The organism is Candidatus Bathyarchaeia archaeon (assembly GCA_038883335.1).
Classification (GTDB): Archaea; Thermoproteota; Bathyarchaeia; order Hecatellales; family Hecatellaceae; genus JAVZMI01.
In genome coordinates this window covers 28,215-52,188 of the sequence record JAVZMI010000002.1, presented here as the reverse complement: position 1 = coordinate 52,188, position 23,974 = coordinate 28,215, and the positions used below count along the sequence as shown (strand labels likewise).

Annotated in this window: 22 protein-coding genes; 9 read left to right on the top strand and 13 right to left on the bottom strand. The window is 48.3% G+C overall.

Annotated features, from left to right (window positions below; genetic code table 11):
- Positions 1–100: 100 nt before the first annotated feature.
- Positions 101–1,294 (bottom strand): MFS transporter, encoded by a 1,194-nt coding sequence (locus QXJ75_01370; GenBank protein ID MEM3736731.1) that lies wholly within the window; start codon positions 1,292–1,294, stop codon positions 101–103.
- Between the two features lie 497 nt (positions 1,295–1,791).
- Between QXJ75_01370 and QXJ75_01365 the strand changes: the two genes are divergently transcribed.
- The gene (locus QXJ75_01365) at positions 1,792–2,754 is read left to right on the top strand and encodes a glycosyltransferase (GenBank protein ID MEM3736730.1); all 963 of its coding nucleotides are present in this window, start codon (positions 1,792–1,794) and stop codon (positions 2,752–2,754) included.
- Here the strand turns inward: QXJ75_01365 and QXJ75_01360 are convergent.
- Genes QXJ75_01360 through QXJ75_01350 form a run of 3 tightly spaced genes read right to left on the bottom strand, consistent with a single transcriptional unit; the run spans position 2,744 to position 5,522 of the window.
- Positions 2,744–3,880 carry a glycosyltransferase family 4 protein gene (locus tag QXJ75_01360; GenBank protein MEM3736729.1) on the bottom strand — a complete coding sequence of 379 codons (1,137 nt, stop codon included), beginning with the start codon at positions 3,878–3,880 and terminating at the stop codon, positions 2,744–2,746. The two genes, QXJ75_01365 and QXJ75_01360, sit on opposite strands and share 11 nt — an antisense overlap.
- A 34-nt stretch (positions 3,881–3,914) precedes the next feature.
- Positions 3,915–4,769: a glycosyltransferase gene (locus QXJ75_01355; GenBank protein MEM3736728.1), complete on the bottom strand. Its 855-nt coding sequence runs from the start codon at positions 4,767–4,769 to the stop codon at positions 3,915–3,917.
- A 21-nt stretch (positions 4,770–4,790) separates the two neighbouring features.
- Entirely contained in the window at positions 4,791–5,522 is a 732-nt protein-coding gene (locus QXJ75_01350; GenBank protein ID MEM3736727.1) for a glycosyltransferase family A protein, read from the bottom strand.
- Between the two features lie 128 nt (positions 5,523–5,650).
- Between QXJ75_01350 and QXJ75_01345 the strand changes: the two genes are divergently transcribed.
- From QXJ75_01345 to QXJ75_01330, 4 genes are all read left to right on the top strand, one after another.
- Complete coding sequence (locus tag QXJ75_01345; protein MEM3736726.1) at positions 5,651–6,631, top strand: glycosyltransferase; 981 nt, start codon at positions 5,651–5,653, stop codon at positions 6,629–6,631.
- Between the two features lie 109 nt (positions 6,632–6,740).
- Positions 6,741–7,193, top strand: a complete 453-nt coding sequence (locus QXJ75_01340) for a dTDP-4-dehydrorhamnose 3,5-epimerase family protein (GenBank protein MEM3736725.1) — start codon at positions 6,741–6,743, stop codon at positions 7,191–7,193.
- 33 nt (positions 7,194–7,226) lie between these two features.
- Entirely contained in the window at positions 7,227–8,117 is an 891-nt protein-coding gene (rfbD, locus tag QXJ75_01335) for a dTDP-4-dehydrorhamnose reductase (protein ID MEM3736724.1), read from the top strand.
- Positions 8,114–9,181 carry a glucose-1-phosphate thymidylyltransferase gene (locus QXJ75_01330; protein ID MEM3736723.1) on the top strand — a complete coding sequence of 356 codons (1,068 nt, stop codon included), beginning with the start codon at positions 8,114–8,116 and terminating at the stop codon, positions 9,179–9,181. Before rfbD ends, QXJ75_01330 begins: the two co-directional genes overlap by 4 nt.
- 484 nt (positions 9,182–9,665) lie before the next feature.
- On the opposite strand, the gene QXJ75_01325 is transcribed toward QXJ75_01330, so the two are convergent.
- The 4 genes from QXJ75_01325 to tuf form a co-directional block, all read right to left on the bottom strand.
- Entirely contained in the window at positions 9,666–10,271 is a 606-nt protein-coding gene (locus QXJ75_01325) for a MarC family protein (GenBank protein ID MEM3736722.1), read from the bottom strand.
- A 3-nt stretch (positions 10,272–10,274) separates the two neighbouring features.
- Positions 10,275–11,720: a pyruvate kinase gene (gene pyk, locus QXJ75_01320; protein MEM3736721.1), complete on the bottom strand. Its 1,446-nt coding sequence runs from the start codon at positions 11,718–11,720 to the stop codon at positions 10,275–10,277.
- A gap of 165 nt (positions 11,721–11,885) precedes the next feature.
- A complete protein-coding gene (gene rpsJ, locus QXJ75_01315; protein ID MEM3736720.1) occupies positions 11,886–12,191 on the bottom strand; it encodes a 30S ribosomal protein S10 in 306 nt (101 codons plus the stop codon).
- A 60-nt stretch (positions 12,192–12,251) separates the two neighbouring features.
- Positions 12,252–13,544, bottom strand: a complete 1,293-nt coding sequence (gene tuf, locus QXJ75_01310) for a translation elongation factor EF-1 subunit alpha (protein ID MEM3736719.1) — start codon at positions 13,542–13,544, stop codon at positions 12,252–12,254.
- A 159-nt stretch (positions 13,545–13,703) separates the two neighbouring features.
- Here tuf and QXJ75_01305 point away from each other — a divergent pair, with 159 nt between their 5' ends.
- Positions 13,704–14,315: a 30S ribosomal protein S7 gene (locus QXJ75_01305; protein MEM3736718.1), complete on the top strand. Its 612-nt coding sequence runs from the start codon at positions 13,704–13,706 to the stop codon at positions 14,313–14,315.
- 311 nt (positions 14,316–14,626) lie between these two features.
- Here the strand turns inward: QXJ75_01305 and QXJ75_01300 are convergent, their stop codons facing one another.
- The 3 genes from QXJ75_01300 to glmS all read right to left on the bottom strand — a co-directional run bounded on the left by QXJ75_01300 (position 14,627) and on the right by glmS (position 18,036).
- Entirely contained in the window at positions 14,627–15,043 is a 417-nt protein-coding gene (locus tag QXJ75_01300) for a V4R domain-containing protein (GenBank protein MEM3736717.1), read from the bottom strand.
- Between the two features lie 645 nt (positions 15,044–15,688).
- Positions 15,689–16,114 (bottom strand): 30S ribosomal protein S12, encoded by a 426-nt coding sequence (locus QXJ75_01295; GenBank protein MEM3736716.1) that lies wholly within the window; start codon positions 16,112–16,114, stop codon positions 15,689–15,691.
- 98 nt (positions 16,115–16,212) lie between these two features.
- Complete coding sequence (glmS, locus tag QXJ75_01290; GenBank protein MEM3736715.1) at positions 16,213–18,036, bottom strand: glutamine--fructose-6-phosphate transaminase (isomerizing); 1,824 nt, start codon at positions 18,034–18,036, stop codon at positions 16,213–16,215.
- A 247-nt stretch (positions 18,037–18,283) separates the two neighbouring features.
- On the opposite strand from glmS, the gene QXJ75_01285 reads away from it, so the two are divergent.
- Positions 18,284–20,740 (top strand): V-type ATPase 116kDa subunit family protein, encoded by a 2,457-nt coding sequence (locus QXJ75_01285; GenBank protein ID MEM3736714.1) that lies wholly within the window; start codon positions 18,284–18,286, stop codon positions 20,738–20,740.
- Positions 20,741–20,773: 33 nt separating this feature from the next.
- Here the strand turns inward: QXJ75_01285 and QXJ75_01280 are convergent, their stop codons facing one another.
- A complete protein-coding gene (locus QXJ75_01280) occupies positions 20,774–20,980 on the bottom strand; it encodes a hypothetical protein (protein ID MEM3736713.1) in 207 nt (68 codons plus the stop codon).
- Between the two features lie 12 nt (positions 20,981–20,992).
- Between QXJ75_01280 and QXJ75_01275 the strand changes: the two genes are divergently transcribed.
- Positions 20,993–22,075: a V-type ATPase subunit gene (locus tag QXJ75_01275; protein MEM3736712.1), complete on the top strand. Its 1,083-nt coding sequence runs from the start codon at positions 20,993–20,995 to the stop codon at positions 22,073–22,075.
- Between the two features lie 65 nt (positions 22,076–22,140).
- A complete protein-coding gene (locus QXJ75_01270) occupies positions 22,141–22,497 on the top strand; it encodes an ATP synthase subunit C (GenBank protein ID MEM3736711.1) in 357 nt (118 codons plus the stop codon).
- Between the two features lie 209 nt (positions 22,498–22,706).
- Here QXJ75_01270 and QXJ75_01265 read toward each other — a convergent pair whose 3' ends face one another.
- Positions 22,707–23,945 (bottom strand): NAD(P)/FAD-dependent oxidoreductase, encoded by a 1,239-nt coding sequence (locus QXJ75_01265; protein MEM3736710.1) that lies wholly within the window; start codon positions 23,943–23,945, stop codon positions 22,707–22,709.
- Positions 23,946–23,974 lie beyond the last annotated feature (29 nt).

Genomic DNA, 23,974 nt, shown 5'->3' with positions numbered 1-23,974 from the left:
GGCGTATACTCCGTTTATAAGTGAAACATTGAAAGTCTCTTGGCAGAGTCATTGAACTCAGAAAGTAGGTATGTGGAGCCTAGTCTCCCTTAGTAAGGCTTTATTGCTCGCTTGGCTTGCATGGTTTTCTCGGTAGGAGGGCTAATATCGCGCCCACTGTTGCGGCAGCTGCTGCCAGCAGGAAGGCGGGAGCGAAGGTGCCGGTTGCGTCTTTCATGTAACCTGCGACGTAAGGCGCCATGGACTGCCCAGCTCCGAAGAAGACAGTAGTTATGAATGCTAACGCGGCTGGGGCCATCCTTGGGCCGACGCAGTCCCCTGAGGCCGCGGCCATTATGGTTGGTACTGCCCACGCTGTCAAACCGAAGATTATGGCTGAGGAGCAAAATCCCTCTAGGCTCTTGACGGTTGCTAGGAGGAGGAATGAGGTTGCGAGGAGTAGGTAGGTCGTCGCTAGACCGTACCGCCTACCTACTCTGTCCGAGAAGGTACCCCATATGAAGCCACTGAAGATGCTTAACACGCCGGCTAGAAGCCACAACTCCCCCGCCGCTAAAGGCGTCAACCCTGCCTCCTTCTCTAGGTAAGCCGCGAAGAATGTGGCGTATATTATGTAGCTGAAACCGTACATGAAGTAGGTTAGACCCAATTGAAGTAGGGCTGGGCTCTTATAGACTGCCGCCCACCTCACTGGCTCTGGCGGGTCATAGTCCTCTAGATGCTTGTGCAGCTCTCCGCCAACTGTGGTGGCTCCTTTCTTCGCAGGGCGGTTTCTTAGCGTAACGTATGCGGCGGCAGCTATACTGAAGGTGAGCAGCCCGAGGAGATACCAAGCGTAGCGCCATCCAAGGTCACCGTAGAGTAGGCGGAGCTGCGGCACCAGCAGCCCTGTGGATATGAGCCCTATCCCGCTGCCGGCTGCCATAATGCCAGCTGCTGTACCTCTCCTTTCAGGTGCAAACCACGCCGTGCAGAGGGACATAGTTGGGACATTTGCTCCCCCGCTACCGATCCCCGTTAACGTTCGCATAGCTAGAGCTGCCCCGAAGGACCGCACGGCTCCAGTCAGCGTTAGAGCCGTTGCGGTTGCCGCCATGGATAGCCCAACTGTTATCCTCTGGCCGTACTTGGTTGCTAGCACACCCGCTATGAGGGTAAAGGCCATGTAGCCGATGAGGTTTCCTGAGGCGAGCAGCCCCATTTGGGAGTTGGTCAGTCCTAGGTCGTCTTGCATGGCGGGCAGTATCATGGCGTATCCAAATCTGGCGAAGCCCAGTGCGCCTGTGACTACCATCAGCCCTGAGGCGACTATTACCCAGCCGTAGTGAAATTTTGAACCCAGTTGGCGTGCACCTCGAACTATGCCGTGGTTATAAAAATATTAGCGGGTAGAGTATAGTTTTTGTGTTAGCCTGGGTTAACTAGCTTCCAGCCCCAATTAAAGATGCCGCATAGTTCGCCTCAGCTTAACTCTGATATATCATGTTTCTCATATTTGTCAGGTTACATCATCGGCGAGGCATCGAACATAATCTTGAGCCGCCGTGTAGAGACCTAATCTAGGCATCTTCGCCCTAAGCTATCCCCAGTCATCTTAGTTTTATTTTTTTACAGGCCCTTGTATTAATATTACCTTAAGCATCCTATTTCAACATATCATACGTAGCGGGTCGGTAGTCTGCAAGTTAACTGGTTGAATGATAGGTCTATGTGGATCTTCGGCGCCACTTTTAAGGAGTAAGTGATTAATCTTTAGACGAGTTATCAGAGCGAGAACATAGCGAGGGAGATGTGTCGTCTCTCCTGGTGAAGATTGTAACCATGATGCTCACGCTCAACAGCGAGAGGTGGCTCAATAAAGGTGTTCTAACAGCCCTCAAGGAGGCTGCTGAAGGATATGATCACCATCTCCTAGTCGTAGACGGCGGCTCAACCGACGGTACCGTGGAGGCGGTGAGAGCCACATTTGGGGACAGAGCGATTATACTCCACTGTCCAGAGAGGAATCTCGCGGTATGCAGAAACTTCGCCTTGGATCATGCCCCAACTGGCGCTGACTTCTACTGTTGGGTAGACTCCGACATAGTTGTCCCGAAGAACTTCTTCCAAAGGCTTATCCCCTTATTCGATGATCCTTCGGTGGGGACTGCTGAGCTTACGGCACGCCTCGAAGGCGGCGGGCTTGGTTCAGTAGCTGGGTACTACAAGGAGCTCAAATCAGCTGATGAGAGGGGTGTGAAGGTAGCTAGTGGCGGTGCAACTGTCTGCTTGATTATGCGGCCTGAACTTGCTAGGGCTATACGTATGGATGGGCGGCTCAGGAGGGCGGGGGAGGATGTTTCCCTGCATCATCAGGTTACTGAGCGGGGTTACAAGGCCGTTGTAGATCTGGACGAGCCTGTCGCTAGGCATATTAGAACTCCATCCCTCCAAGAGGAGGTCCGTCGACTAATATATCGAGGTATGGCTAGGGCTCTCAACCTTAAACTCCACCAGAAGGTTATAGGGGGCAGCATCATTAGAGCTACACTTTCAGGATTAGTGACGATTGCGGCTTGGTTTCTCCTCGTCTATGGTTTAATCTCCGCGGCGATTTGGGCGTTTATACCTCTCCCCATTCTGCTTGTGCGGCAAGCGGCAAAACTAAAGAGACCTTGGAAAATCCACCTCGCCATGGTAGGGTTGCTACTCTCCACAGTATATCTGGTGGGTTTACTCTACGGTTTCTTCAAATACTGGGTGTTCAACCTCTGAGTTTTGAGGTTGCAACCTCGCGGATGATGCTGTCGATCTCCTCTCTGAACCTCTCAAAGCTGAACCTCTCTGCTGATTTGGCGAAGTAGAGCGCGGACTCTCTACTCCAATTATTCAACCAGTATTCAACCTTCTGAGCCGCCTCCTCCAGGTTTCTGTATGTGAAGTCCTTGCAGGGCACGATCTCCTTCTGCCCTCCTTCGTCTGGCACTATGGGGGCGAGTCCTCCGCTCATCGCCTCGGCGATCGCCATTCCAAAATGTTCGTCTCTTGTTGTGTGAAGATAGACCTTTGAAGCTGCCAACACAGCCATCTTCTCGTCGAAAGATGTGTTGATGTGGAGTTTAACCCTGCCAGTCACTCCCAACTCTTGGCTTCTTTTCTTTATAGACTCGATGACGGTGCTGGATGTCTGCTTAGAGGGGGTGGTGCCTACTATGTGAAAAACCGCGTCCCTTACACGTTCAGCTATCTCGGGGATAAGTTCAAGTCTCTTCTCCGCCGTGAAACGGGAGACTGTGGCAACCCAGTTCTTCCTAAGACCGTCGCAATTGATCAGCGCCCTATAGAGCTTGACATCTACAGGGGGGTAGACTACTCTGGCTTCCAACCCAGTGGTAGCTGAGATTATTTCCTTCGAGTATTCGCTGTTCGTGAGAATCCGAGTTTTGAGTCCCCGCTTCAACCGCCCCGCGATAGCTCGGTAAATGTTATAGTATGTTTTGGTGAGGTTGTTCCTGTTATACTTGGTGGAGAGTTCCTCTCTGGTTGGAGGGGTATGTATGTAAATTATGTCAGTGTTCCAGAAGAGGTTGCGTCCATAAGAGTCAAAAGTTACGTCGCATTTATGCTTCAACCACAGCACTGGTAGAGGAGGGAGGAACTGCCTGTATAAGCCAGCCACCTCAAGGCTGGGTAGCAGAGAACTCCGACCCTCCACATCAGGCTTAAAGACCCATCCGAGATCCCTCTCGATTACATCCCATCTGGTCGGCTTGGTGGTCAACAGAGTTACGGTGTGGCCTTTCTCCTTGAGAGCCCTCAAAAGGTAGACGAGAAATACATCACCTCCACCGACAAGGCCTTTAGTGGTAGCCACATTCCGGTGTATAACTCCGATTTTCATCTCTTCAAACGCTCTTTAATAGTTCCTAGACTTCTCATGGTAGGTCAGGTGGGCCTCTAAGTAGCCCAGTCAAAGTTCCTAGGGCGTAGCTTATAGAGGCCGAGGTTAGCAGGATGGGTAGGAGTGGATGTTTTCTAGCTTGGGGTAGATGTTTAAAAAAGGTTAGTGGCGCGAAAGGTATTAGGAGCTTCGTCTTCAAGCGGGGCATCTGAGAGATTTCTCTTGCGAATATTGACCAACGCCCGAAGTTGAACTGCTGCCTTACAAAGCTGTATAGTCTCTCAGGGTGGTTGTGGTAAACCACTGCCCTAGGCTCGAACCCTAATGTATACCCTCTACGGATTATTCTCCAAGCCAACTCCACATCTTCGGCAGCCCCAAGTCTTTCATCAAAGCCTCCGGTCTCCTCTAGAACCCTCTTAAAGTAAAGAATATTCCCAGTACCATAGTGTGGACAGTTGGCAACGACGAGATCTAGCAACCTCGGAATCCTTTTTTGCCGGTTGCTAGCGAGAATGTTACCCGCAACCCCTGCAACTCTCTCATCTTCTAAACCCTGATATTTTAAAAGATTTACCAACCAGCTCTCATCTGCCACCGCGTCAGAATCAATGAAGACGATCAAATCACCTCTCGCCGCCTTTATCCCGGCGTTTCTAGCCCTAGCCCTCCCACGCCTCGGCTCGCTTATGACCCTAACCTCCATTCTGGTAGCAACCTTGGATGTCGAGTCGGTAGAGCCGTTGTCAACTACTATAATTTCGTCCGGATATCGGCTCTGTTTCTTAATCGACCTTAGGCAAGCCTCTAATGTAGCTTCTGCGTTACGTGCTATCACGACAACGGAGCATGCCAAATTTGTTGGGGATCGCCCTGTCTCTTTCTTCAAAGATTCACAGCCACCTAAGTTCTACGGTAGTCTTCTAGTGATGAAGCGTATGTACATCGTGAGGAGAACACCTACAATGTATTTAGGTCTTCTGAGGATTTCTCTGAAGATTCTCTTCCTGTGGAAGACCGGTCTTACTATCTGGTTAAATTTTGCCTTTCCATATTTCTTCTTCAGCCCTCTGAAAGCCCTACGTGAGGCAAGTGTCTTGTAGACTACATCCTTCAACCCGACCTCCTCATCGTGGATTAAGTATCCCTTCGATATTGCGGCCATCTTGTAGCCAGCTCCTCTCGCACGCTCCAAGAGTTCTAGGTCGTCGCATAGGGTGAAGGAGGGGTCGAAGAGTCCTATATCTTCTAGCACTCTTCTCTTGAAGAACATAGTCTTGAAGGTGCTCTCCCTAATGATAGAGATACTGTTTGCCATATATGATTTAGTTGGCTTCTTGACGACTGGCACCGCCACTACGTCGTAGCTTTCCATAGCTTTAGCCACGCACTCTTCAACCACCGTGGGGCTTAAATATTCGTCCTCATCTAGGAAATACACATACTCCCCTCGGCTCTTTCGGAAGCCGTAGTTCCTCTTCTCAGCAGGGAAACCCTTGAACTCTACCGTGATGACCTCTATATTTGGGTATGTTTGCCTCTCAATCTCGCGGAGGCACCTCTCAGCCTTGACCTTATTATGGACTGGAATTATTATCGACACTAACCCTCGAGTGTTGGGAGGGGCTTTCACCTCCGCCATACCTCTACCTCAACATAAAAAATAGCGGCAAGTTAAATTAAATTATGACGCAAATCTGTGATCGCTGAGAAGCCATAATTATAACTGCCAGCTTGACAATGTCTAGACAGAGTTGATTGGTCGGGATGATGAGAACTGAGCCGCTCTCCGTCGCGATGGTTGGCGATTGCGCCTACGTCGGTGAGACGCTTATAAAATATGCGCCGCCATGGATCAAGTATACTCACAAACGGAGGACTCGAGGTTTATACTCGAAGACCTTAGGTATATTGTTCAAAATTCTATTCACGAAGGCCGAGATCTTCCACGTCCACTACGGTCTCCAAGATCACTACCTTGTGAAAATGTTGAAGAGGCAACCTACAGTCTGCCAGTTCCACGGCTCCGATCTAAGATATACGCTCAATACTAGACTCGGCTGGATCGTGAAAAAGAACCTGAAAACCGCCGACAGAATACTGGTCTCAGTCCCTGACATAATCAAAGTTGCCAAGTACTTCAGGGAAGATGCCGAGTATCTCCCTAACCCAGTAAACCTCCACCTCTTCAAGCCAGCCCCCCTACCCCAGACGGATAGGTTTAGAGTCCTGCTTGCGTCGAGCCTAAGTACCATGAGGGGCGCAGACATCTTTCTGAAAGGGTTTGCAAAATTTCAACGCAACCACCCCAACTGCGCGGTAGAGGTTATAGATTACGGTAATGAGCGATGGCAGTTGCTCTCTCTACTAAAAAGCCTAAATGTAAAGTGTAGAGTACACCCTAGACGTCCACACGAAGAGATGGCCAGCCTCTATCACCATGTAGATGTAGTTGCAACGGATTTCCGTCTGCCTTACCTCCATATGACATCGCTCGAGGCAATGGCCTGCCATAGACCAGTCCTCCAATCCATAGACAACTCCCTATACGGTAGGAACGGCGTGCCACCCCCACCACCAGTTGTAAGCGTTGAAGGTGAAGAAGGAGTTGTGGAGGGGCTCACCCTTCTAGTTGATCCCCCAGTGAGGGAGAGAGTGGCGGAGGCTCAGGAGAAGTATATCCACGCCTACCATAACCCCTCACAGATCATTGAGAAAGTAGCGTGCATCTATACGCAACTCCTAAAGTGAATAGGTCACGCGGAGTCAGCGGGTGGCTTCTCAGCCAGCGAGTGGAGCTGACACGTAGAAAACTGCATATACACTTGTTAAGCGTTATAACTAACCTAGAGGTGGTTGGATGAAGCTAATCAAGGGAGTAATGGTCAGAGAGCTTGAGGAGCATATAGACGAGAGGGGGCTACTCTGCGAGATTATACGGGAGGACTGGGATATATATGAGGATGTTAAGATGGCATACTTCTCAAAGAGCCATCCAGGTGTGATACGCGCATGGCACAGGCACCTCAGGGGGCAGATAGACTTTTTCACGGTACCCTCGGGCCGCATTAAAGTAGCTATCTATGATGACAGAGAAGGCTCCCCTACATGCGGAATGATAAACGAGTTCCTTATAGGTGAAGATAAACCGATGCTATTGAGAATACCGGGAGATTGTTGGCATGGCTTCAAGGTAATAGGGGACAAGCCTGCAATCCTAATCAACATGCCAACGAAACTCTACGACTATGCGAACCCAGACGAGGAGAGGCTTCCCTACAACTCAGACAAGATTCCATACAATTGGACGTGAAACCTAAATCTGGTTGTCACCAGCGGATTCAAATTGAAGATCCTCATCATCGGCGCAGGAGGTCTCCTGGGCGCGAAAGTCTTAAAGGAGGCCGTGATGAGAGGTTGCGACGTCTATGCAGCCGCTAGAACACCCATAGCAGGAGCGCCTAAACCCCTACTGCTGGATGTCACAGACAAGAGACTGGTGTTGCAAACCATACGCAAGGTAAACCCTGAGGTGATTATAAACACTGCTGCTTTCACCGATGTGGATAAATGTGAGGTTGAAAAAAACGTCGCATTGGAAGTCAATGCCAATGCGGTGGGCTACATCTCCGAAGCCGCCTCACAGGTCAGGGCATACTTTCTCCATGTATCAACAGACTACGTGTTCGATGGCGAGAAAGGTATGTATATTGAGAGCGACCCTCCAAACCCTATCAACTTCTATGGTTATACTAAACTTCTCGGAGAAGAGAAGGTGAGGAACCTAGCCAGAGACTGGTGTATAGTGAGAACCAGCGCGTTGTTTGGTTGGGGGATCGGGGCTAAACTTAACTTTGCTACGTGGGTGATAAATGGGTTGAGGTCGGGGCATGTTCTGAACATTGCAACCGACCAGTACGTCTCACCAACTTTTAATACCGACTTGGCTAGGTTGATTATGGAGATCGCTGATAAGCGGTTAACCGGCATATTCCACGTGGCTGGATCTGAGAGGGCGAGCAGATACCAGATGGCTATAACTGTATCCGAAATTTTTGGACTGAATAGAAATCTTATCCGGCCTGTACCCTCTAGCTTGTTAGGTTGGAAAGCGAGGAGGCCGAGAGACTCGTCGCTTAATATAGGAAAGTTTACTAGCGAGCTTAAGTTGAAAAACTTCAATCTAAGTCAGGCCCTCACTCAAATGAGGGAGGAGGAGGTTAGAGGGGGGTTATGAAGGGCTTACTATTAGCCGGAGGCTACGGCACTAGGCTTAGACCCTTAACTTACACCGGCAATAAACATATGATTCCAATAGCGAACAAACCTATGCTCTTCTATGGTTTAGGCCACCTCAAAGATGCGGGGATAAGTGAGATAGGGATAGTTTTAGGCCCTGTGAAGGAGGGCATCTTGGAGGCGGTTGGTGATGGCTCAAAGTTTGGAGTCAAAGTCACATATATAGAGCAACCTGAACCTAAGGGTCTAGCCCACGCAGCTTTGATATCTAAGGATTTTCTCGGCGACGAGCCTTTCGTGATGTACCTTGGCGATAACCTCCTAAAGAACGGTATAAGCTACCTTGTGAATGAGTTTAAAGGTTCAAGATGCGATGCGCTCATCGCGGTAGCTCAGGTGAATGCCCCTGAGAGGTTTGGTGTAGTTGAGATAGTAGACGGGAAGCCTGTAAGGTTGGTGGAGAAACCTAGGGAGCCTAGGAGTAACTTCGCACTTGTGGGTGTTTATTTCTTCACCTCGAAGATCTTCGATGCTATAAAAAGGATTAAAGTCTCTTGGAGGAACGAGCTAGAGATAACTGACGCTATACAACAGTTGATAGACCTGGGCGGGGATGTTCATGCTCATGTCGTGCGGGGATGGTGGAAGGATACAGGAAGGCCGGAGGATATACTCGAAGCTAACCAGCTAGTGCTTTTTGATCTGGAGGGCTTCAATTATGGCGTTGTAGAGAAAAATGCGTCTCTGACTGGGAATGTCGGCATTGGGGCGGGAACTAAAATTCTGAGTGGCACGCATATAAGGGGGCCGGCTATAATCGGCGAGGGGTGCGAGATCGGCCCCAACGCCTACATTGGGCCTTACACTTCTATAGGCAATAATGTTACCATTAGGGATGCTGAGGTTGAGAACTCCATAATCATGGACGACGTGTTCATCGCATGCAAAGGAAGAATTGTCGATAGCCTGATAGGGAAACACTCCGAGATAACCCATGACGCTGAGTGTTTACCTAAGGGATTTAGATTTATTGTGGGGGATCGTGCAATTCTCAAGGTTTGATTGCACTTGGAATGCTTATGCCATCCGGAATTACCCTAAAGCATCCGGCATGCTGGCAGGTATGTAGACTAGATTACAAGCGTGCTATTGAAGTGGTTGAGTGCTAGATGATATAAAAAAAATCGAGACTAGAATAGAGCAGATCAATCGAGCCGTTAGGATATAGACTCATTCCTGATTATCTTCCAAGCTCCAAACCCTTTCTTGCCAGTGGCCACCATCGTAATTCTCCGTCCCTTCCTCTCGACGACCTTAATCTCCCCAGCTTTCGGCGTGTCTCCCGTAAGCTTTCACCTCCGAGCTTTAAGCTTTATTATATTTTACAACTAATACGTTTTATTATAGAAAAATTAGCCGAAAAACAGCTTTAGAAAATGTTTAGAGCCTAAAAAACAAGCGTGAGTTGCTTAAATTCGACAGCTAAGCTTGTAAAATTTACAGCTTCTTGTCTTCTGTGGCGAGTAAACTTAGCAGCAAGTCTGCGTCATATGGTAGACAATCCATCCACGATGTAGCCGACCGCTATGGCAGCGATGAAGATGGCCATAACCCTAGCAATAACCAGAGACCCAGTCTTACCCAGAAAACGGTAAATGTAACCAATGTACCGCAGGATGAGCCATGTTATAATTAGGACTATTATGACTGCTGAGAAAGTTATGAGTATCCCTGAGCTTTGGAGGAGTATAATAACGGTAACTATCGCTCCGGGGCCAACCAAAAGCGGGCAAGCGATGGGGACTGCTCCGACGCTATCAGGCTCAACTTTCTTCTCCTCCCACCCGCCATAGACTAGAATCTTCATAGCAAGTAGCAGAAGCAGCATCCCCCCAGCTATCATGAAACTGTCTAGGGAGATGTTGAAAATAGAGAGCAGCCGGTCGCCTGTGAGTGCGAATACTACCAGTAGGGCGAATGATACGATCAGAGCCACACGAAAGGTTCTTCTCCGCTCTTCAAGGTTTAAATCAGTAGTCAAACCCACAAATATGGGGATGTTCCCCAGCGGGTCCATTATTATGAATAAGGCGACCACACCTCTTGTAAGGGCCATGAGAGGCTCAGGAAGCATTGCATACTCTTCTAACATTTCTCAACCCTTTAAGTGTGGACTCTGAGATTTACGCCCTATAATTTGAACATTTATACTATTCGTGGAGCCAACCTTGGTTTTCAATCCACCGTATACGATAACCACATGTTGAGGTCCCTGCGGGGGTACCTCCCTAACCAGCAACCTCTCCACCGTAGGGGGAAGCACTTCGCCGGGAAGATGAGTATCCAGCAGGTAGGGTCTCACCCCCCAAGATAAGAGTAACCTTCTCTGAAGTGTCTCATTTCTAACTAAGGCGATGATGGGCTGTGAAGGTCTACACATGGACACCCTATAGGCACTCAGGCCCGACCTAGTAGGTACGACCATCGCTTTTGCGTTTATATCCATGGCTATTTGGCATGCTGAGTAACTGATAATGCCAGCCATTGTACGCTTGAGAGCTTCCCTCCTCTCGGTAAGAATCCGCGCATAGGGGAGACTCCTCTCAGCATTCCTCGCAACTCTAACCATGACCTTAACGGCCTCGACCGGATACATCCCAACCGCAGTCTCCTCTGAGAGCATTAAAGCGTCAGTTCCGTCTATGACGGCGTTTGCTATATCACTCACCTCAGCCCTCGTTGGGTTAGGGTTCGTCACCATCGAGACTAACATTTGGGTGGCGGTTATCACAGGCTTCCCAGCCATATTACAGGCACGTATTATCTGTTTTTGGAGGAGGGGGATATTCTCAAAGCCTGTCTCAACCCCCAAATCTCCACGGGCGACCATCACGCCGTCTGAGGCTCTAAGTATCCTCTTGAGATTCTTGATTGCGATCTTACGCTCGATCTTGGCCACCAAACCCGCCTGGCTCCCCTTCTCAGTTAGAAGTTCTCTGGCTTTTTTCAAATCCGCATCTGTTTGAACGAAGGATAAAGCTACGAAGTCAACTTTATTCTCAGCTCCGAACCCTATCCCTTCAATGTCCTTCTTCGTTATCGCTGGTATGTTAAGCCTCTTTCCCGGGATATTCATTCCCTTACCTGAGTGGAGTATGCCGCCCGTTAAGACCTTGCAGCGTATATCAGACCCTTTAACCTCGGAAACACCAAGCTTGATCGTTCCGTCGGCTAGGTGGATTTCATCGCCTGCACTAACCTCGTCGACTAGGTCAGGATAGTTAATTGATACCCGACTCGCATCACCGTCGACCTGGTCGGCTGTAAGTGTAAACTCTTCCCCGTCCTGGAGGCGAACGAACCCAGCCGAGAAGTTGCCTATCCTCAGTCGAGGCCCGGGTAGATCTAAAAGTATGGCAAGAGGTTTCCCTAGCTCCAATGAGAGCTCCCGAACTAAACTTATAATCTTTTTGTGGCTGTCGAGTGTTCCGTGGGACATGTTGAGGCGGGCCACATCCATACCTGCCTCAACTAACGCGCGCAGCTTCTCGTAAGAGAAAGTTGAGGGCCCAATCGTGCAAATTATCTTCGTCTTTAACAAGTAAGAACCTCCACGGATGTGCTATGGCTGACGCTCCACGTACGGAGTGTTGAAATCTGTTCTCCCAAGGTTCTCATGCCCTAACGGGCAGCCTTACCTAGAACGCCGTGGTTACACTTTGCTTCCAAACGTAATGAGAGGAGGGAAAAAGGATTCGGTCATCTCTTAAACGAGGCTTATCTCGATATATACATCGTCGGGGACTCTTACTCGCATAACCCGCCGCATAAGCCTCTCATTGGCTTCAACTTCAATCAGCCGTTTATGGACCCTCAACTCGAAATGATCCCATGTGGCGGTGCCTTCGCCGCAGGGGCTCTTTCTTGTGGGTTGCACGATCCGCTTTGTGGGGAGTGGTATGGGGCCTGAAATCTTCGCTCCAACCTTCTCCGCTATATCCTTGATCTCTTTGCAGATCTCGTCCAGTTTCTGCTGATTCACGCTAGTCAAGCGAATTCTGGCTTTCTGCACCATGCAATCCTCTGTCCAACATTTAACGCTATAGTAGGATGGTAAGGTAAGTCGAACCTATCACTCGACTATCTCCTTTACGATTCCTGCAGCTACAGTCGTGCCCATATCTCTTATAGCAAACCGCCCTAACTGCGGTATCTGAGCATAGGTCTCGATCGCTATTGGGCGCACTGGTTGCAATCTCACCAACGCCCCATCCCCAGTCTTTAGGAAGGCAGGCTTCTCCTCTACGGTTTCACCAGTTCGAGGATTAATCTTCTTCATCAAATCTGCGAACTTGCATGCCACCTGCGCTGTATGGGCGTGAAGCACCGGCGTGTAACCTTGGGCGAGCGAGGTCGGGTGGTGGACAACTATTATCTGAGCTATAAACTCCTTCGCCACCTTCGGGGGATTTGTCACATGCCCACATACGTCCCCCCTCTTAACGTCGGCTTTCGAGATGCCTCTCACGTTAAAGCCTATGTTGTCCCCAGGGATAGCCTGTGGGATTTTTACATGGTGGGTTTCAATGGATTTAACCTCACCCTTCACATTAGCCGGCATGAAGACGACATTGTCTCCCTCCTTCATGATGCCGGTCTCAACTCTCCCAACCGGTACTGTTCCAATGCCGGTTATAGTGTAGACATCTTGTATTGGAACTCTGAGAGGCTTATCTATAGGCTTGGGTGGAACCTCGAATAGATCTAAAGCCCCTTCTAGAGTCGGTCCTTTATACCAACCCATCTTATCACTCGGTTTTACAAGGTTATCGCCAACCCAAGCCGATATCGGTATAAATTGGATTTTCGAGGTGTCAAAGCCGACAGTCCTAAGTAGGTGTTCAAGCTGCTTTCGGCACTCTTCATACCTAGTTTGGCTGTAATTGACTGTAGGGTCGTCCATTTTATTAATTGCCACAACTAACTGATTTACCCCCAATGTCTTCAAGAGGAAAGCATGCTCCCTGGTCTGGCCTCCCGCCTCAATCCCAGCCTCGAACTCTCCCTTCTTAGCCGAGGATACCAAGATTGCACAGTCAGCCTGGCTGGCACCTGTAATCATGTTTTTTATAAAGTCACGGTGGCCAGGTGCGTCGATGATCGTGAAGAAGTATTTGCCGGTTTCAAACTTCCAGTAGGCAAGGTCGATGGTTAACCCTCTCTCCCGTTCCTCCTTCATCCGGTCCATAACCCAGGCAAACTTGAAAGTCTCTCCTCGCCCAGCTTTCTCTGACTGCGCCGCATACTCCTTTATATCCCGTTCGCTGACTGCACCCTTCAAGAAAAGCAGGTGACCCATACAAGTCGACTTTCCATGGTCTACATGTCCGCTTACGACTATGTTCAGGTGAGGCTTCTCAGGCAATCTACTTCAAACCTCCGAGTGTCATTCCTACAAGTTTATATACGGCTTATTTATCAGCCTTGGCTTATGGCTTATCATATTCCGTCGATTTAAACTTTTTCTCAACAAATTGTCGCTCCGTTCATTACGCGTGAAATATTTAAATCGAGGTTGGGAAGTATACACTGCAAAACTGCTGGTGATTGTGTGGCTGAGAAGGTTGGGTCTGAGCCCATAAAGCTCTTTGGCAAGTGGGGTTTCGAAGGTTTAGAGGTAAAGGATCCAGGGCTCGCACGATACATTTCAGTAAAGGATACTCTTACAGCCCACTCAGGGGGCAGGCATGAACATCAACGTTTTCTCAAGTCTGAGATCTCGATAGTTGAGAGACTTGCAAACCAATTGATGAGGCCTGGAAAAAATGGTGGCAAGAAAGCCCGTGCTTTACAGATAGTAAAGAACGCTTTTGAGATAATTCACCTCAAGTCGGGGAGAAATCCGATAGAGGTTCTAATTCGCGCTATAGAGAACTCGGCGCCCTGCGAAGATACTACCCGAATTAGTTATGGAGGAATTGTATATCACGTCGCCGTGGATGTGGCGCCTCTCCGCAGGCTTGACTTAGCTTTGAGGTTCTTGGCCGATGGGGCTAGGAAAAATGCTTTCGGCAACATTAAGACAATAGATGAAAGCCTTGCTGATGAGATACTATTGGCAGCTGAGAGAGATAGCAAGAGCTATGCCGTGGCCAAGAGAGATGAACAAGAGAGGATTGCGCTCTCCTCCAGGTAAAGGCGAATAACCTCTGGTTAAAAGATTATTCGCCTCACTATTCTATTGGCAAGATGAATGTGAAAATAGCGATCTTCTGAGAGGCTGCGGAGCTAAGCATCGCAGCTATGGAAGGCTTCTATAGAACGAGTAAAAATTGGGGGCGTATACACCAATATCCCAATAGAAGACTAAAGGTAAAAATGTCTCCTCTGGTCAGACTTTTAAGACTGACAGAACGGTATTTGTTGATTTTTAAAGAATTTAAAGTAATACCAGGGGTGAAGTCTTTCTCGACTAGGGACCCCACGTTTGTTCACTAAATCTACTCTTCACCGCTTAATGGTTGCGCTAAATTCGCAGTAAGGCGAGCCAGCTGAGGCACACGCTGTTTCCTCCAATGTAATGTTTCTGACTATGATCTGCTCGATCAGACCTTCGAGCATTCCTCGCATAAAAACACATGTCTCACCGCCTACACCAGTTTCCACCTCGAAGCCTCTCTCGACTCTTAAAACAATCTTTCCATCCTCAGGGTTGAACGCGCATATGTTTAGTAATCCTAGCTTCATTTCTTTCATGAACCGTTGGAGATATGACAGAAGCTCGTCAACATTTTTAGGCTCATAGTTAGCGTTCAACCAGCCGTACAAGTAGATTCCACACTCTTTCGCCGAGTAATAAATAAAAACATCAGCGACCGAGGGTGTTAAGGTCTTTCTTAGGCAATTTAAAAATTTAATTAGCATTCCAACCTCAGACTTGCAGGTTTTCCTATACATTGGAGGTCAAGTAGGTAATTTTTATGCCACATGGGTTGGGCTCGATTTCCTTTTTGAGTATAATCTAGCCCATGGGTTTACTTACTGATTGAGTGTTGAATTTCCATATTTAACATGGTGCTAAGAAAATCGATCGACATTGGAAATGTTAAAATGTCGAAACCCTACAAAATCTGTAACCCACGTTGAATATTTACCAAGACGAAATTAGGCAGTCTTCTCGGCTCTCTCAGAGGACGCAACTAGACTTCTCACAGTATCCGACATCGGAGTCTTAACAAATCCCCTCTGGTACACTGTAAACCGCTACGTGAAGTTGCTGGTGAAAGAAAACAGTGTCAAGATGACAATTATGGGTGGGAGAACAAGGCTCTTCGAGCCAACCAAAGAGAGAGACAACAAGCAATACACAGCTCCGTCTCGAACACGCAACAATACTCACTAAAGTATATTGCGTGCGAAGACAAGTCTTACCACTCTTAAATAAGATTGCCTTAATTTATCACTGTTTCAAACTCGCGTAGTCGTGGCGGAATAAGAGTCTAAAAATAAACGGACAAAGGTATGTCCATTCGCCGGTAGAAGCTGTAAAGAGAGCGCCACCATCGCCTTTCAGCGTGCAGGCTTCTGCTTCTTCCCTAACAGCAACTCTGTTAAGGATACACCATTTATGGCGATGGTCTGGTATCGAACGCCGGGGAGGTCTCCGTAAGCCCTACCACGAGGTCCTCCGATGCCGCAGATTAAAACTTCATCATGTTCTTCCACAAAGTTGAGTGCGCCGTCACCTGGCAGAAAAGCTGTTACTACCTTGCCGTTCTTTATCAGCTGAACCCTTACACACTTCCTGACGGCACTGTTAGGCTGCCGACTTTCAATGCCTACTTTCTCAAGGACTATTCCCCGTCCCATCGGCGCCTTTTGGAGGGGGTCTGACTTTACATCCAGCTTTAGCATTCTCCGTTTGTAGTAACGGTCACTCCACCTGAAGGACTGTCTAGTGAGTCTGAGCTTCCTACCAGCAAACTCGCCCGGCATTTCAATCACTTTTTTTTATATTCACGGATGGAAGTGGCTATTTATTTACGACTTTATTATATAAGGATATCTTGGAGTGGCTCGGGAGTTGCTCTATTTCAAAGTACTGTGACACATTTTGCTAGATTACATGGTTTGTCAGGGTCGTAACCCCTCTCCACTGCCATATAGTATGCGAAAAGTTGCAAAGGCACCACGTAGAGGATAGGTGAGAGGATTTCTGGAGCGCCCTTAGGGACCTCTATATGGTCTTCACCATACCCTAACACTTCTTCGTCGCCCTCCTCTGCAACAGGTATAATAACCCCTCCCCTAGCCTTCATCTCCATCATGTTGCTTAGCGCCATCTTTCGCGTTTCATCCCTAGGCACAATGAATATTATGGGGAAACCAGGTTCGACAAGACTAATAGGGCCATGTTTGCTCTCCCCAGCTGGGTAAGAGAGGGCTGGAACTCGGGCAACTTCGAGGAGTTTCAATCGTCCTTCCAGCGCTGTTGCACTACTAATTCCCCTACCTAGGAAATAGAAAATAGGCGACTCTCGATATTTCTTCGCGAGGAGCTTTATCTTACCCTCCTCCCTTTTGATAACAAGCTCGACAAGGTTAGGTGTTTCCTTAAGTCTAACGTTGAACTCATCAATCTCATCTTGAGAAATCTTTCCTCTGAGTTTTGCAAGCCGCAAGGCCAACTGCGCCAAGACAATAAGTTGAGCTGTGAAGGTCTTGGTAGCAGCCACTCCGATCTCTGGTCCTGACTGTTGGCAGATATATGCACGGGAGATCCTAGTCAAAGTTGACCCGATAACGTTAGTCAGCCCCAGCACTGTCGCTGCTCTTAGCCTTGCGTACTCGGCGGCTTGGAGGATATCAGCCGTCTCTCCGGATTGGCTGACGGCGAGTATGGTACTATCTATGTGGATTGAATCGCCATACTGCTGGATCAGCTCAGATCCGACGACTGGGTAGGCAGCGACGCATGCAAACTTGCTGAACATATATGAAGCTGCAAGACAAGCATGGTATGAGGTGCCTGAGGCTAAAAGGAATATCTGTTTGGAGCGGTCTAGAAAAGTAGCTATCAGATCTAGGTATCTATCTTGAAGTAACAGAGCGTTTCTGAGCGACCGAGCCTGTTCATGTATCTCCTTGAGCATGTAATGGGGGAAGCCTCCCTTCTGAGCTGTCTCAATGCTCCAGTCAATAATTTTTGGCTTCCTCTCAACGATACTCCAATCTTCTATTTTTCGTATCTCGTAACCAGTATCAGAAATTACTACTAATTCGCCATCCATTACGTCAACTATCCTATTGGTGAATGGAAGGATGGCTGGTATATCTGAAGCCACGTAAAGCCCTTCTGAACCTACGCCGATTAGCAGAGGGTTCTTCTCCCTCAGGCAGACAATCCCATCCTGCTCTCCCTCATAGATGACTGCAGCTGAATATGAACCCTCCAGCCTTTTTGCAGCTTCCCTCACAGCCACTGGGAACTTTAACCCAGCCTTTATTTTGTCCTCTATAAGGTGGGGGATAACTTCGCTGTCGGTCTTCGATACGAAGATGTGCCCGGATCCTTCCAGCTCTTTCTTCAGCTCTACAAAATTCTCAATAATTCCATTATGGACCGCGGCGATTCGATGTGAACAATCAATGTGTGGGTGAGCGTTAACTTGTAGCGGTGCACCATGGGTTGCCCACCGTGTATGTCCAATTCCGACCCTGCCGGGAAGATCTTCAAGGTTTAGTCGCGCATGGATGTGATCAAGTTTTCCCTGATCTTTTTTCACGAATATAACTCCTTCGTGGAGGGTTGCTATCCCAGCTGAGTCGTATCCCCTATACTCCAACCTTTTTAAAGCTTGGTAGATGACTTTGGCTACCTGATCAGATCTCTGCACGCAGCCGAAGATCCCACACAACCCTCCTCAACCTCCTCCAGATTTATTAGGTGCGAAATGTCAAGGCTCACTCCGCTGCTGTCCTGAGCAGCCTTTAATTGCAAGATTCCAATAGGTGGCAATAACGTCTTAAGCGTTTCTCGTCTATTTTCAAAGTTTTAAGCAGCTTCTAAGCAACTTGCGGAAATCTTAAAAATTATAAGATACTTAGATGTTACCTCAGATTGAAATTTACTGGTTGTGAGTCTGTTTGCTCCGCCCAGCGAGTATGGTTAGGGTCGAGGTTGTAGCCCCGTCTGATAGGATAGATGATCTATTACGAAGCATAGGCAGACTCGGTTTAGCGCACTTCATCAATCTTAACACCGTGAAGATCAACAAATATAAAACTGTAACCGAGGATGTTGAGAGGTCTACGAGGGAAGACCACCTCCTTCACCTGTCCAACAGGATAATTAATGTTAAGAAGAAACTTGGGTGCATCCCTCACCCCCCTGAACCAGTAGCCCTCAGGTCGGAGCCCGCGGAACTTTTGAGAGAGATAGAAGAACAGCTGCGGAGCATAGAGGTTAGTATCGCCGAAGTTGAGAATCTGGTTAAGATGGCTGCTGAGGAGAAGTCATCCCTTGAACGCGACCGAGTTCAGTTCTATGATGAACTGCAGGGGGTTAAGGGCTTCCTCCGCGAGTATGGGCTTGACCTCTCATCCATCCCCGCAATAGATCGGCGATCTCTAGCTGAGAGGGATATCATAAAAGATCTCCATAGCAGACTTCTGGAAGTCCAGAAAGCTCTACTCTATGTGGATATGGTCGGAAAGTTAGCCCTCCCCTATGGGGAACTACCGCCCGATGAGGCTAAGCTAAGGGAAGCTTACGATGAGATAAATGAGCTCCTCTCCCTCACCGAGAAGACCCGAGTGAGTCTGCCTGATGCGCAGGAGCATGTAGCAAAACTTGAAGTTACTCTCCGCGATGCTAAAGACGTTGTTGAGAAGAAGCTTGAGGCAGTCGGCAAACTGAATTCCGCCCGCACATCGGCTGTCACCATTAAGGAGGCGATGAAGAACCTAAGAGAGAAGTTAAGCAAGGAAATCGTAGCCATACTTGGAGAGCGTTTCTGGGCAAATGCCGGAGAGACTGAAAGGTTACTTGATAAATTGGCTGGTCTAACCTTAGGTTCTCCTGAAGTTGAGGAAGCGGTGCGAGGGGTTTCTAGGAGTGCGCAAGAAATTTCGAGAGGCTTCGAGGTTCTGCTCAATGTCGATAAATATCTAACTCTTCAAGAAGTTGACGTAATAATTAACGCTGTGCGTGAGGAGCAGCCCTCAGAGGTTGAGTCATTGCTGGAAAGAGTCAGACGGCTGCTGGCTGTTGCCCCTCTTGAGCATGTTAGAATATTGGAGAGAGCCCTCAATATTTTACGTATAGAACAAAGGATAAAAGTGCTCACAGATGAGCACCCCAAGCTCTTAGCCAAGTTGGAGGAGATAGCGAGGAAAGTAGCCCCTCTACACGCCTATGATGAAGCTGTCGGCATCGAGCTTAAGTTGGAGGAGTTGAAGAGGAGATCTAGACGGACAGCTAGAACCACTGTATTCGAGATGTGGGTCAAAGAATCGGATATTGAAAAGCTCGCTAACATGGTGAGGGAGGCTTTCCCCGGTGTGGTTCTTCACGTTGCAAGTGAGGAGGAGGGTGATAAGCCTCCAACGGTGTTGAGGAATCCGACCATTGCAAGGTGCTATGAGCGGCTTGTGGAAGCATATGGGTTGCCCAACTATCACGAGTTGGATCCATCGATTATAATGGTGCTCTCATTCCCGATAATCTTCGGCATGATGTTCGGGGATATAGGCCACGGCATAATTGTCTTGGTTGGTGGCCTTCTCATAAAGCCCATCTTCGACAAGTATAAGATACAGGGGGAGATGTGGGATCCCCTCTATAAGGGGCGTGTGCTAATCATAAGTTGTGGAGTTATGGCGATTTTGTTCGGTCTCCTCTACGGTGACTTCTTCGGACCAACGTTTACTCATAACCACCACTACCCTGAGGGCCCCTACTGGTATACGATGTTGACTGGTCTATCGGAGCCGCTGTGGTTCAATCCTGCTTTAATGGACTTCGGTGGTCCTATCGTATTGCTAAAGGTCGCCATAATCGTTGGGATAATTCAGATAATTTTTGGGATAGTCCTCGACTTAGCTAACAAACTGGTACATAGGGAATTTAAAGAATGTTTGTGCCCTGTTTCATGGCTCTGGTTCTATGGCGGCTTATCTTATCTCATACTAACCAGAGGTCTCCAGGTAGGCAGGATGATCATAGATGAGCCTCTAAGTTTCACTCTTATCTTGATAGCGCCATTTGTTGGGATGATACTACTCCACGGTATTGCTGAAGGTTTCTCAGAAGGTTTCTCCGAGGCTATCACCAAGGCGATTGAGTCACTATCTAACACCATATCTTATGGGCGGATAATGGCTTTAGGGATCGTGCATGCATTATTCTCTGAGATAGCTCTATTGGGGTGGGGTAGCTTTATGTTCGTGCCTATCTTCTTCTTGGTCACGCTCTTCATGATCCTAGCTCTGGAAGGTATCATAACCTTCGCCCACACCCTTAGGCTTCACTGGGTTGAATGGTTCTCCAAGTTCTATAGGGGAGATGGTGTACCATTTGAGGCGTTCAAAATTGAGTGGAAGTTTGCGAAGGTTGTTTAAATTAGCTCAATTACGTCCAGTGGAGATTAAAGGCTACTCGATGAAGCGGATTCTACTGGCCGGCCTAATATCGCCCGCGTTGGTACTTATCTCTCTGTTCGCAAGCTTGTTCATCACAGCCTCAATGGGGTTAACGCTTGCGGTGAGGTTTGTTATAGTCCTCATAGCAGTGGCGGTTGGGTTTATCGGCAGTGTCATCTTGCTACTTCGTCTATCAAATAGAATTCTCGAGTTTGCCAAGGTGAAAGAAAAGTGCTAAGTTCAGTATACAAATATGGGGAGCTCTCGCCGAGGGCTAGGGGGAAGAAGTCCCGTCTTCTTGTCAAGAGTGATTATGATGCTATGCTAGGGGCTGAAAGCGTCCAAGCCATATTGAGGCGGCTTGAAGGTACACCATACGCCCCCTACGTGTCCTCGGCAGCGCTTGGAGAGCTTGACATCCTGAAAGTAGAACACAGCCTAATGAAGTCATATGAGGCAGACCTTAACTTCTTCGTCTCGCGTCTAAAAGACAATAACGCGATAAACTTCCTCGGAGAATTCAGCAATTCTATACGCCGAAGATGCATCGCTCAAATAGTCAAATCCATCATTTTGGAGATACCGTGGGAGAAAGCCTCCAACTTCATCCACCCATACAGAGACATCGACGCCGCAGCTTGTAAAAGCCTTGTGGAGAGTAAGAATGTTAAGCCTGTCCTGAAGCTCCTCGGCGACGGGATCCTAGAAGCTAAGATTTGGGATCTCGTAAAGGAGATTGTAAATCCTGTAAGGCAAGCCTTGGAGGTTGAGCAGACCATAATCAAGTATACGTCCATTATGGAGTGGGAAAAAGCTAGAGGGCTGAAGGGGCGTGACCGTCAATGCACGGAGCTCTTGGGTGTAACCTTTGATATGGTTAATATTATGGTTGTCCTGAGGATGAAGAAGATGGGCTTTAAACCAAGCGATATCGAGGAATATTTTATTCCCGCGCTGCATAGGGTTACGGAGAAAGAGCTCAAGAAGGCTGCTGCGGCGGCTACGGAGAAGGACTCTCTCAAAGTCTTCACCTCAGGTTATTACATAAACGTTATCTCTCCTTTACTTGGTGCATATGAGATAAACGAGGATTTATCAATCTTTGAGGTTGCCTTCAAGCGTTATCATGCTAACGAGTGTGGGAGGGTCTTCTTTCAACGCTTCTTCCATTTGACTGAGATTCTCGCTTACCTGTATATGAAGCTCTACGAGGTTCGTGATTTAATGGCTATTATTGTAGCTAAACATTTAGGTTTGCCCAGTGAGAAGGCGGAACGTCAACTTGTGCTCCACCAGCCCCCTCACCCACTATGAAAATAACAAAAAGCTTTTAAAGCAAAAGGGATGAAAATAGACAACCATCCAAATTCGGTCGCAGGGTGGAAATAGTGAAGATCAATTCGAAGATGTTCTTCATATTCGTTTTGGGTGTCTCGCTGGTTGGAGCGGCTAATCTACTAAATGTGCACGCCCAAGACGAGGCTACAACCGCTGCCGTGGCTTCACAGCTGGGCTTAATGGCGATAGGTGCTAGTATTGCTATAGCTGGGCCAGGATTAGGGGCTGGTATAGGGTTAAGCATAGCAACCTCTTCGATTGCTGCCGCTGGAGCTGAACGACCCGAGATTATTGGGAAGTTCTTCATCTTTGTAGTCTTCATCGAAGCTATCGCCATATATGGGCTCATAGTAGCAGTCTTCATAATGCTGGTGCTCCCAGGCGCCGTTGCAGCATAGCCACGCAGAAGAGAGACATAACCTCCCCACAACTCTCATTTCTTTTAACTGGCAAGACCACGGATGCTTGCAGTTAGATTATAAAAGTTGAATTTCACCTTCCATGTGGTCCAGAAAACGTCTCATCCTCACCTTGTCTCTGTTAATAACAGAGACCGCGAATAGGTTTCAGAAGCCACTTTACATGCTACGTATTGTTATTGCCCCCTTCATCTTATGATGCTTAGGAGCCCCTTCGCGGCAAACTTTAGGAGTAAACCCAGTTTGGATGGATTTTCTAGGGTGACCCTAGCGGCTGTGAGAGCAGCCGGTTTCAACAGCCTTGATTGATATGCTGTATCACCGTACACCTCAACAATTCTCATAAACTTCTCATCGGAACCAAATAGCCGAAAGAGCAAGTCGAGGTCTCTGTCGGAGAGTCTGTCTAGGAAGGTGCGGACTTTGGATGTGAACTTCAGTTCACTCCCAAACTTAGCCCTCCACCTACTTTCATATCTCTTCAATTGCTGTTGGCTGTAATCTCCCGCGTTCAAGCACTCGGCGGCGGTCTCTCCCGCTATCCTAGCAGCCTTCAACCCAAAATAGACCCCCCCACCTGAGGTTGACTTCGTCTGAGCTGCTGCATCCCCAACAACCAAGAAGCTGTCACCGTAGGTTTTAGAGATTGGCCCGTGAAGAGGTATTCTCCCGCCAAATAGGCGCCTTAGCTTGGCACTTCGAAGCTTCTTAGAGACAACTGGGTGTTCTCTGAGAAGGCTGTCCAGATACTTTCTGCAAGGGTAGGCTGCCTTACTACTCACACAAAGGCCAACTCTAGCTCTATGCTCTCCGAGTGGGACTATCCAGCCGAAGAATCCCGGGGTAAATCTGCTACCAAAGTAAAGTTCTACATAGTCATCCCTTTCGTAATCCACGCCGTCCGCTTCGTATTGTAACCCAACCAAGAAGGATTCTGCACCCCTTAAACCCATGCCCCTTAACAGCGTGGCGTTAGCCCCTTCAGCGTCAATGATCAGCCGTGTAAGAACCTCCAATGAGTTTTCCTCCCCCCGCAGCCTCAGCCTCTTAAAACCGCCGTGCCCAGTTACTTCGAGACACCTCATGCCTGTCAGAAATTCTACACCAACCCCGCATGCTCTCCCTGCCAGCCACCCATCCAATGCCTCCCTATCGATTATGTGAGACTCCACATCCTCCTTACAGACCCTCAGCCTAACATTGCTGGGGGAGTACAAGTAGGCACCCCTAACACTGTTCAATATTATGTCTTTTGGGAGATTGAACTCCTCAAAGGCCCTCGCAGTCAACTTTCCAGTACAATGTAGAGGCTGTCCAGCCTCCCTGTGCTCCTCTATTAGAGCCGTCTTCAAACCTAACCTTGATGCAGTGTATGCGGCCATGCACCCGGTAGGCCCAGCCCCAACAACTGCGACATCAAAGACCATCAGGATTTCAAGGTTAAATATATCCGCTC

What these genes read in the sequence shown, in the direction of transcription:
- QXJ75_01370 (MEM3736731.1), bottom strand. Translation starts at nt 1,294, where the DNA reads ATGGTAGTCACAGGCGCACTGGGCTTCGCCAGATTTGGATACGCCATG.
- QXJ75_01360 (MEM3736729.1), bottom strand. Translation starts at nt 3,880, where the DNA reads ATGAAAATCGGAGTTATACACCGGAATGTGGCTACCACTAAAGGCCTT.
- QXJ75_01350 (MEM3736727.1), bottom strand. Translation starts at nt 5,522, where the DNA reads ATGGCGGAGGTGAAAGCCCCTCCCAACACTCGAGGGTTAGTGTCGATA.
- QXJ75_01345 (MEM3736726.1), top strand. Translation starts at nt 5,651, where the DNA reads ATGAGAACTGAGCCGCTCTCCGTCGCGATGGTTGGCGATTGCGCCTAC.
- QXJ75_01340 (MEM3736725.1), top strand. Translation starts at nt 6,741, where the DNA reads ATGAAGCTAATCAAGGGAGTAATGGTCAGAGAGCTTGAGGAGCATATA.
- QXJ75_01330 (MEM3736723.1), top strand. Translation starts at nt 8,114, where the DNA reads ATGAAGGGCTTACTATTAGCCGGAGGCTACGGCACTAGGCTTAGACCC.
- QXJ75_01325 (MEM3736722.1), bottom strand. Translation starts at nt 10,271, where the DNA reads ATGTTAGAAGAGTATGCAATGCTTCCTGAGCCTCTCATGGCCCTTACA.
- QXJ75_01300 (MEM3736717.1), bottom strand. Translation starts at nt 15,043, where the DNA reads ATGCTAATTAAATTTTTAAATTGCCTAAGAAAGACCTTAACACCCTCG.
- QXJ75_01295 (MEM3736716.1), bottom strand. Translation starts at nt 16,114, where the DNA reads ATGCCGGGCGAGTTTGCTGGTAGGAAGCTCAGACTCACTAGACAGTCC.
- QXJ75_01285 (MEM3736714.1), top strand. Translation starts at nt 18,284, where the DNA reads ATGGTTAGGGTCGAGGTTGTAGCCCCGTCTGATAGGATAGATGATCTA.
- QXJ75_01265 (MEM3736710.1), bottom strand. Translation starts at nt 23,945, where the DNA reads ATGGTCTTTGATGTCGCAGTTGTTGGGGCTGGGCCTACCGGGTGCATG.